The organism is Chitinophaga sp., from assembly GCF_036566945.1.
Lineage (GTDB): Bacteria > Bacteroidota > Bacteroidia > Chitinophagales > Chitinophagaceae > Chitinophaga.
This window is the reverse complement of the sequence record NZ_DATCVJ010001047.1, coordinates 1-8054: the sequence shown is the minus strand read 5'-3', so window position 1 is coordinate 8054 and position 8054 is coordinate 1. Positions and strand designations below refer to the sequence as shown.

At 43.2% G+C, this 8054-nt stretch carries 11 protein-coding genes; 3 read left to right on the top strand and 8 right to left on the bottom strand.

Going from position 1 to position 8054, the window contains the following annotated elements; translation table 11 throughout:
• The coding region (locus VIP81_RS31600; protein ID WP_331971557.1) for a WbqC family protein at positions 1–610 on the bottom strand (610 nt) is incomplete at its 3' end.
• Positions 611–1026: 416 nt separating this feature from the next.
• On the opposite strand from VIP81_RS31600, the gene VIP81_RS31595 reads away from it, so the two are divergent.
• Complete coding sequence (locus tag VIP81_RS31595) at positions 1027–1482, top strand: LEA type 2 family protein (RefSeq protein WP_331971554.1); 456 nt, start codon at positions 1027–1029, stop codon at positions 1480–1482.
• On the opposite strand, the gene VIP81_RS31590 is transcribed toward VIP81_RS31595, so the two are convergent.
• The 3 genes from VIP81_RS31590 to pyrE all read right to left on the bottom strand — a co-directional run bounded on the left by VIP81_RS31590 (position 1468) and on the right by pyrE (position 3230).
• Positions 1468–2040, bottom strand: a complete 573-nt coding sequence (locus tag VIP81_RS31590) for a hypothetical protein (protein WP_331971551.1) — start codon at positions 2038–2040, stop codon at positions 1468–1470. The two genes, VIP81_RS31595 and VIP81_RS31590, sit on opposite strands and share 15 nt — an antisense overlap.
• Positions 2041–2164: 124 nt before the next feature.
• Positions 2165–2542, bottom strand: a complete 378-nt coding sequence (locus VIP81_RS31585; RefSeq protein ID WP_331971548.1) for a heavy metal-associated domain-containing protein — start codon at positions 2540–2542, stop codon at positions 2165–2167.
• A 52-nt stretch (positions 2543–2594) separates the two neighbouring features.
• Entirely contained in the window at positions 2595–3230 is a 636-nt protein-coding gene (pyrE, locus tag VIP81_RS31580) for an orotate phosphoribosyltransferase (RefSeq protein WP_331971545.1), read from the bottom strand.
• Positions 3231–3470: 240 nt separating this feature from the next.
• Between pyrE and VIP81_RS31575 the strand changes: the two genes are divergently transcribed.
• Entirely contained in the window at positions 3471–4091 is a 621-nt protein-coding gene (locus VIP81_RS31575; RefSeq protein WP_331971542.1) for an NUDIX hydrolase, read from the top strand.
• A 90-nt stretch (positions 4092–4181) separates the two neighbouring features.
• Here the strand turns inward: VIP81_RS31575 and VIP81_RS31570 are convergent, their stop codons facing one another.
• The 4 genes from VIP81_RS31570 to VIP81_RS31555 are packed head-to-tail and all read right to left on the bottom strand — an operon-like array spanning position 4182 to position 6541.
• A complete protein-coding gene (locus tag VIP81_RS31570; RefSeq protein WP_331971539.1) occupies positions 4182–4613 on the bottom strand; it encodes a hotdog fold thioesterase in 432 nt (143 codons plus the stop codon).
• Positions 4614–4632: 19 nt separating this feature from the next.
• On the bottom strand, positions 4633–5109 hold the full coding sequence (gene coaD / locus VIP81_RS31565) for a pantetheine-phosphate adenylyltransferase (RefSeq protein WP_331971536.1): 477 nt from the start codon (positions 5107–5109) through the stop codon (positions 4633–4635).
• A gap of 17 nt (positions 5110–5126) precedes the next feature.
• Entirely contained in the window at positions 5127–5681 is a 555-nt protein-coding gene (locus VIP81_RS31560) for an RsmD family RNA methyltransferase (RefSeq protein ID WP_331971533.1), read from the bottom strand.
• The gene (locus tag VIP81_RS31555) at positions 5672–6541 is read right to left on the bottom strand and encodes a DUF3822 family protein (RefSeq protein WP_331971530.1); all 870 of its coding nucleotides are present in this window, start codon (positions 6539–6541) and stop codon (positions 5672–5674) included. The genes VIP81_RS31560 and VIP81_RS31555 overlap by 10 nt, the downstream gene beginning before the upstream one ends.
• Positions 6542–6681: 140 nt before the next feature.
• On the opposite strand from VIP81_RS31555, the gene VIP81_RS31550 reads away from it, so the two are divergent.
• Positions 6682–8013: an MATE family efflux transporter gene (locus VIP81_RS31550; RefSeq protein ID WP_331971527.1), complete on the top strand. Its 1332-nt coding sequence runs from the start codon at positions 6682–6684 to the stop codon at positions 8011–8013.
• The last annotated feature ends 41 nt before the right edge of the window (positions 8014–8054 follow it).

The following is an 8054-nucleotide window of genomic DNA, read 5'->3' as shown; positions in this document are numbered from 1 at the left end:
TTGTGGCCTGTTTTCCTTCGCAAAAAAGCAAGTCCAGTATGCTCAGACCAGGAATGAACCCGGTACGCTCCTGGAATACCTGTGTATATTCCGGTGTTTCGTTTTCGGGTACAGCGCCCGGCAGGATGCTTTCCCGGGCATCGGTTACACCACTGACTTCTTTCTGATAACTTTCTGTGAAGGTCACCGGTATATTAATGCCGAGTTTGCTATTCATCCATTCAAAGCAGGCAATGTTCCAGTCCAATAAAAAATCGAATGGTTTTTCAAATAGTTCCTGCAGGTCTGCCTCATAATATTCAAACCAGGGGGAACGCCTATAAGCAGACACGAGCGTTTTCCAATGCAGGCCCTGCCATTTCTCTTCATTACTGATCCGGACATCTTTCATAACAGTCCGCTGATTTTTCCCTCTCGCCAAAGGCACACTTAAAATCATCCGGCCATTTGGACCGGCAACGTAACAACGGTTCCTGTAACTGAGCTTTTGGTAGTGCTCATATTTCTCAATCTGTAATATGTCGTGCGTTACTAAAGTTCTATATGCATCAATTGGTGGAAAATACTGAGATTCAATCAGTAATACCTTCTCTCCTGCATTCTCTGTCATAATGTCAAAATTTTAAGCCTGGTGTAGGAAATTCGTTTGCTTCACCTGACAATCACTTATACATAAATACTTAACAATTAACTTTAAGTAGATGATTAGCAATTCATAGGATTATTAATCATATGCTAAATTAATTAGCACGTTACTACTTTCCATAAAAGTTACCGAAATGCAAAAATACTAAAGAAATTAGTCGCTTTTTTGTTCATTTTTAGCGAACAGAGGAGGAATCACGAAGATAATATATTTTTTTAAAAAACGATTTTATTTATATGTGTTTTATGATTTATTCATTAACCGCCTATCCCCGAGCCCAAAAAATCTCTCCGTTAAAAGTTTCCCAATTCAGACAGCCTGTTTTTGATAACTAAAACCTTTGCTGTAGGTTTGACATAAATTAAATACCTGGGCAGCCGATGAAAGTTTTCCGATTGTTAGTGGCGGTTTTTATGATTTGGGGAGTAGCAAGCTCTTGCGAAAAAACGAAGGATATTCAATTTGTGAGAGTAGCCGGCATCGATTTGGATGAGATTGGTATGAGTAAAAGTATAGTACGGATGACCCTGGCATATTATAACCCAAACAATTTTCGGCTGCAATTAAAAGATGCCAACTTTGACTTATTTATTGACGATACCGAAGTCGGCCATTCTCTACAGGATACCACTATTGCCATCCCCGCCAGAGATACTTTTTATTTCCCGGTGAAACTGGAGGTAAATATGGGAAACGTATTTAAAAATGCGTTGAGTGCATTTTCCAATAAAGAAGTGACCATTAAAGCCACCGGTAATTGCAAGGTGGGTAAAGGAGGCATTTTTCTGCCCTTCCCCATCAAGTGCGAAACTAAACAAGCCTTAAATTTCTTCTGATCCCGTATCATCCAACAAAGACATTATTTTCAGGATGTGATTGCTTTCGCTTATATTTTTTAGCGGAGGCAGCCCTAAGCCTTTTCTTAACTGATGGAGGTCTGTTTGCAAATCTCCTGTCAGTAAATGATGCTGCTTTGTCACCCACCACGCCAGCGCCGTTTTGAGGGCAGACGCTTTTACGCGAAAGGTATGAGGACTGTACCGGCCCGGATGCAGGTGTATGTAGCAGGATTTATCCGCTGCCAACCGTAATATCCACCTGGAGGTATCCGATAATACCAGCGTAGCATAATGATCCCTGTGTGCGAGAAAAGCTTCATAATCTGAGCGGTTGTGCACACCTGCCCGCTGTAATTGTTCCCTTATTTCCCTGAAAATAGTGTCGGTACTAAGGTGGCCGGCATACATATCCATTTGTGAACCGCCAAGGGCCAGCAAGTGAAAATTGATGTCTGATGGATTTATAAGCAAAAGCGTTTGCTGAAGTTCGGCGAGATGATGTTTCAGCGGGTTGAACAGGATGGGAATGACGATAGCTTTAAATGTTAGCGACAATTTTAGTCCAGGGTTCCCGCTTGGGGCTATTTCTTCTGAACCGGGTCTGCTATTTTAAAATAGCCTTTAGCTGTTATTCGTCCGGTTTTTAACGGCAAATCAACTGCTAAAGGCTATCGCAATATTAGTTTTTCTTTTCCTTGGCCATGCCACCACCATCTTCCGGTTTTTTGCAGCAGGTAGGCAGTTTTGCATAAGACTCAGGATTGGCAGTGATATTATCTGCATCATATCCTGCATTGGCGATACCAGTCTTGATATTCTCCACGTTTGTACGGTCTGTCCAGTATTTAACTGTAGTGATATGCTTCTTGAAATCAACTTTCACAGACTGTACTCCTTCCTCGTGAGACATATATCTTTCAATACGGGTCTTGCAGGATTCACACTGCACAGTTGGCGTGCTGATCTTTACCGTTTCAATCGACTTCTGTTTCTGCTGGGCCATAGCCATACCTACACTGGCTACCAGGAACAACATTACTAATTTTAGGATACGCATAGTTGTAATATTAATACCCGAATATACAAAAAATGTGATATACAATTATGAACTATCGGCCCCACTGATCCGGCGCACTTCTCCAGGCCTGCAAAGTGGCTATTTCATCTGCAGAAACAATTCCCTTTTCCTCTGCCAGCGCAATCATAGCGCTATAGTTACTCAGAGAATAGAATGGAACGCCTACCGCTTCAAAAGCTTTCACCGCCACATCGAAACCATAGTTAAAGATGGACACCATACCTACCACTTCTCCACCTGCTGCACGAATCGCCTGCACCGCTTCCAGACTGCTCTTACCGGTAGAAATAAGATCTTCTACCACCACTACAGATTGGCCTGGCTGTAATACCCCTTCGATCTGGTTACCCATGCCATGTTCTTTAGGCTTGGACCTTACATAAATAAAAGGCAGTTTCAGCTGATCAGCCACCAGTGCACCATGTGGAATACCTGCTGTAGCCACTCCTGCAATAACTGCTGCATCCGGAAAAGTTTCAAACACCAGGTTGCACAATTCCGATTTAATATAGTCGCGCACGTACGGGTAAGATAAAATCTTCCTGTTATCGCAATATATCGGCGATTTCCAGCCGGAAGCCCATGTAAAAGGCTGTGCAGGACTTAACTTTACGGCCTGCACCTGCAGTAACTTTTCTGCAACTTGTTTTTCGCTTACTTTACTCATACAACCGCCAAAAGTAGTTTATTTCTACTATTTTACTAGTAAACTAGTCATTGACTAATTCAGTAAAAAAGAAAAATCGCTACCAGAAAGGAGTTTTTCTTCCGAAATATTTTGCACTTGTCACTTCTTCGCTATTACCGAAACATACCAGCGTTTAAAAGCTTCTGTTAGTTATCTTATCAATTCAAATTTCCGCCCCGTTTTTTATCTACTTATTCCTATCCTCGTTACATTTGCGGCATGCAAGCAACTATTACTATCTATCTCAACGAGCGGCCACTCCTACTGAGTGCTGATACGACCAGTATTCCGGCGCTCTTTGCAAAAGCAAAGGTGTACGACAATCCAGATACTATAAAAATGGAAAGCGTACTGCAAAAACTGGAAGATGGGAAAAAGGAAGCAGCGGTTTTTATTGCACCGGATGTAAAGCAACTCTTTAAAAAAGTATCCCTTCACTTTACCGTACTGGTGGCAGCTGGTGGCTTAATTACCAATCCTGCCGGAGAAGTGCTGATGATGTTTCGCAGAGGTAAATGGGATTTACCGAAAGGTAAACAGGATCCGGGAGAAGACCTGGAAACCTGTGCCCTGCGTGAGGTAGCTGAAGAAACAGGCTTACACACCGTTTCACTGGAAAATAAGATCACGGAAACGTATCATTATTACCCTATGAAAAACAAAAAGGTGTTGAAACATACCCATTGGTACCGGATGCTGTTTACCGGCACTGAGTTAACTGTGCCGCAAATAGAAGAAGATATACAGGATCTGGAATGGATTAAACCGGAAAACGTAGACAAGTATCTTAAGTTTTCCTACGAAAATATCAGGGAAGTATTCAGGGCTTCTAATCTGTAGTAGTTGTCAGCTGTTTATTTTATAAAATAGAAATAAACAGCTGATCATTGCTTACAATGGAAAAAACCGACCAAATTCCTGCTAAACTGGTTATCGTTTAGCCAGGATGGCTACTGTAAGCCGGCTTACACATACCAGTTTATGCTGATCGTCTGTAATGCGGATATCCCATACATGGCTGTTGGCGCCAATATGCAAAGGACGGGCGCATGCATGTACATACCCACTTCTAACGCCCCGTACGTGATTGGCATTAATTTCCATTCCCACACAAATCTGTTTTTCCGGATCAATAATTAATCCCGACGCCATACTACCTACCGTTTCCGCGAGTGCTGCAGAAGCACCACCGTGCAATAGTCCGTAAGGCTGCACCGTTCTGTGATCTACCGGCATCATCATTTTAAGATAATCCGGCCCTATTTCTGTGAATTCCATCCCCAGGCAGGTTGCCATCGTCGTTCCTCCCATTTCATTCAGCTGGTCCAGTGAAATTTTGGTGGAATACCAGATCGTTTTCATATCAATTACTTTAAAGAAATTATTGCTTAACGCGCTTAATACCTTCTAATACAGCTGCCGGCAGAAAAGGTGATACATCTCCCCCATAACGGTAAATATCCCTTACCAGGGTGGAAGCGATGCTTGAATACTGTGGTACCGTAGTTAAAAAAATAGTTTCAATGCCCGGGGCCACGGTGCGGTTTACGTCTGCAATCGCCTTTTCGTATTCAAAATCACTTACATAACGGATCCCCCGCAGAATAAAACGGGCATCCAGTTTTTTACAAAAGTCAATTGTGAGACCGGAATAGGAAGCCACTTCTACCCGCGGATCATCTTTATAAATTTCACGGATCCAGGCCATCCGCTCTTCCAGTGCAAACATAGGCGTTTTGCTGCTGTTTACACCAATGCCGATCACCAGGCGATCAAACAAATCCAGTCCACGGTTAATGACATCCGTATGCCCCAGGGTTATGGGATCGAATGTGCCAGGGAATAAACAAATCCTCATGATGTATAAATTATCTGTCAGCGTTTTAATGCTTCCCGGTTAATAAAAATAGAGAAAACCGTAGCACCATAATTTCTTTCAGAACGATAATAAGAATAGTCCTGGAATTTTTTGTGTTGTGTATGTTCTACTATCAGCCAGCCTTCCGGATTCAACAGCTCTTTCTCAAATACCAGTAAAGGCAGTTGGTCCAGTGTATCCATCATATAAGGTGGGTCCGCAAAAATCAGATCAAATTTTTCCGTGCATTGCTGCAGGTACTTAAAAACGTCCATTTTTACCGTTTTCAGGGTAGTAATCCCTAAGCCAAGGGCTGTTTTACTGATGAAAGCGGCCATCGCCGGATCTTTCTCCACGACCGTCATATCCGTTGCACCTCTGGAAGCCAGCTCGTAGCTGATACTTCCTGTTCCCCCAAAAATATCAAGTGTTTTTAAAGATGGAATATCCAGATTGTTCTCAATGATATTGAACAACCCACCCTTTGCTAAATCTGTTGTAGGGCGGGTATGTGGCATTTTTGCAGGTGGTTGTATTTTTCTGCCTCCACTAGCTCCTCCGATTATACGCATAGCGCTAACGCATATAAATTATGAAAATAATAACCCGGTATTTCCTGCATTTTAGTAATGTAGTTGAAACCCGGTAGTCGTTGTATCCATTCCAGGTGAGGAATGAATTTGTACATTTCCTGGTATACGCCTGCATCTGTGGCTATGACTCCTCCCAGCTTTACCTTTACGAGTTGTTCATCCAGGTCCAGCTGACGCAGGATATTCACCACGGTATACACCACATCCAATCCTGTTTGGTAGTCCGACTCCTGTTGAATGAGGAGTTTACCACCTACGTATACGGTCACCATAAAGGTGTGTTGCTCCACTTCTACAAAGGCGATTCCGTTTGCTGCATTAAAATCCAGGTCCATTGGATAGGATTGTAGCAGGGCTGAATTGGCATGGATCACCAGATCAGTAGAGAATTCCTTCCGTAAAAATCCCAGCAAATCCTTATCCACACTGTAAATATTCACCATGGGCAATCCCGGCAGCAAATCTGACAGGATCGCCTCCTGCACTTTCTCTGGCATAGCCAGGTGCAGATAATCCTTTTTCATAGACGGCATATAATACTGGTGGGGCACTAATACACCATTACCGGTATTAAAGGCCAGTAGTATAGATTTAAAGGCTGTAAACAGCAGCTTGTCTGTGTCAAACACGTTCTCTATCATTTCCAGATCGGCCAGGGCCATCTTCCGGGGAGTAAAATGATAGGATTTCAATGCCAGAAATTTCTTAGCAACCGGATCATACACTACATAACTAAATGTTCCGCTTCCCACCAGTACTAATAAATAACAGGCAGTGAGGTCAGTTTCCAGCAGGGTTTCATCGTCTACTGTAAATGCAGGATGGATGTTATAAGCCACGGGCATATTTTACCTTTCAAATGAACTACAATAATAACCTTTTTAGTTAATTGGTGAGGGCGTTTTGTTGTTTTATATGGAACAGATGATCAACATATAGCTATATCTTTGTTTTTACACCCTCAATCAGCAAAAGATTCATGCAACTGGAAGTTACGACGCGGCAGATTATAAAAATAGCAGGACCTATATGTCTGGCGCTCATTATCCCACAGATCAATCACATTACCAATACGGCCTTCCTTGGGCGCCTGGGGGAGTTTGAACTGGCGGCCAACGGCATCGCGGGGATCTATTATCTGGTGATGTACATGATTGCTTATGGTCTTAATAACGGGATGCAGGTGTTGATAGCCCGCAGAGCAGGACAGGGTCAATATGCCGGGATCGGCCAACTTTTTTCCAATGGGATACAGGTGGGCGTTTTCTTCTCCCTGCTGGCTATTTTATTAACCTTGCTGGCGGCGCCCTGGTTCTTTTCGAAAAGTTTGCATGACCACCATATCTATGAAGCGGCTGTTTCGTTTATACGTATCCGTATCTGGGGGCTCCCATTTCTGATGTTGCTGAACATGGCCAATGCGTTTTATATTGGCAGCGGACATTCTAAAGTATTGGCTGTCACTTCTCTTTTCCAGGAAATGGTGAACATCTTCTTTGACTACGCCCTCATTTTTGGTAAGCTGGGCTTTGTGGCCATGGGGTTGAATGGCGCTGCTACCGCCTCTGTGATAGCAGAAGTAACTGGTTGTGGCGTGGCTTTCTCTATTTTATTCATCCGGCGTTATCACCTGGAATATAGTTTGTTCAGGTATCTCCGCCTGAATTGGAGTATTGTTAAAAACATCCTGAATGTATCAGCTCCACTGATTGTGCAGTTTCTGTTTAGTATAGGCAGCTGGTTTGTTTTCTTCATATTTATTGAACATCTGGGAGAAAGACCACTGGCAGTGTCCAATATGCTCCGTAGTATTTTCGGGTTCTTCGGCATATTTACGTGGGCGCTGGCAGCGGCCTGTAATACAATGGTGAGTAATATTATTGGACAGGGCCGGTCGGAGCTGGTGTTTACCGTTATCCGTAAAATTGTGCTGATTAGTTTGGCTTGCTCGGCTACGGTGTGCATACTTGTGAACCTGTTTCCCTACACGTTACTCCATATTTATACCAGTAATGCCGACCTGATAACGGCCGCTATCCCGTCTATACGCATTATTACCCTGAGTACCATTTTGATGGCCGTAGCGGCGGTGGTGATGAGTGGGGTGATAGGCACCGGCAATACGCGTATGAATCTGATCACAGAAATCGCCGCGGTAATTGGCTACCTCCTTTATTGTGATATTGTGATTGAAAGAATGCACAGCCAGTTGCAATGGGCATGGGGAGCCGATTTCATTTACTGGACCATCATCTTTGGGATGAGTTTCTGGTATTTGCGTAGTGGTAAATGGAAAGGGAAAGAAATATGACGAAATAGCTTTTAGCTTTTAGCTTTTAGTAAATGCAGCGG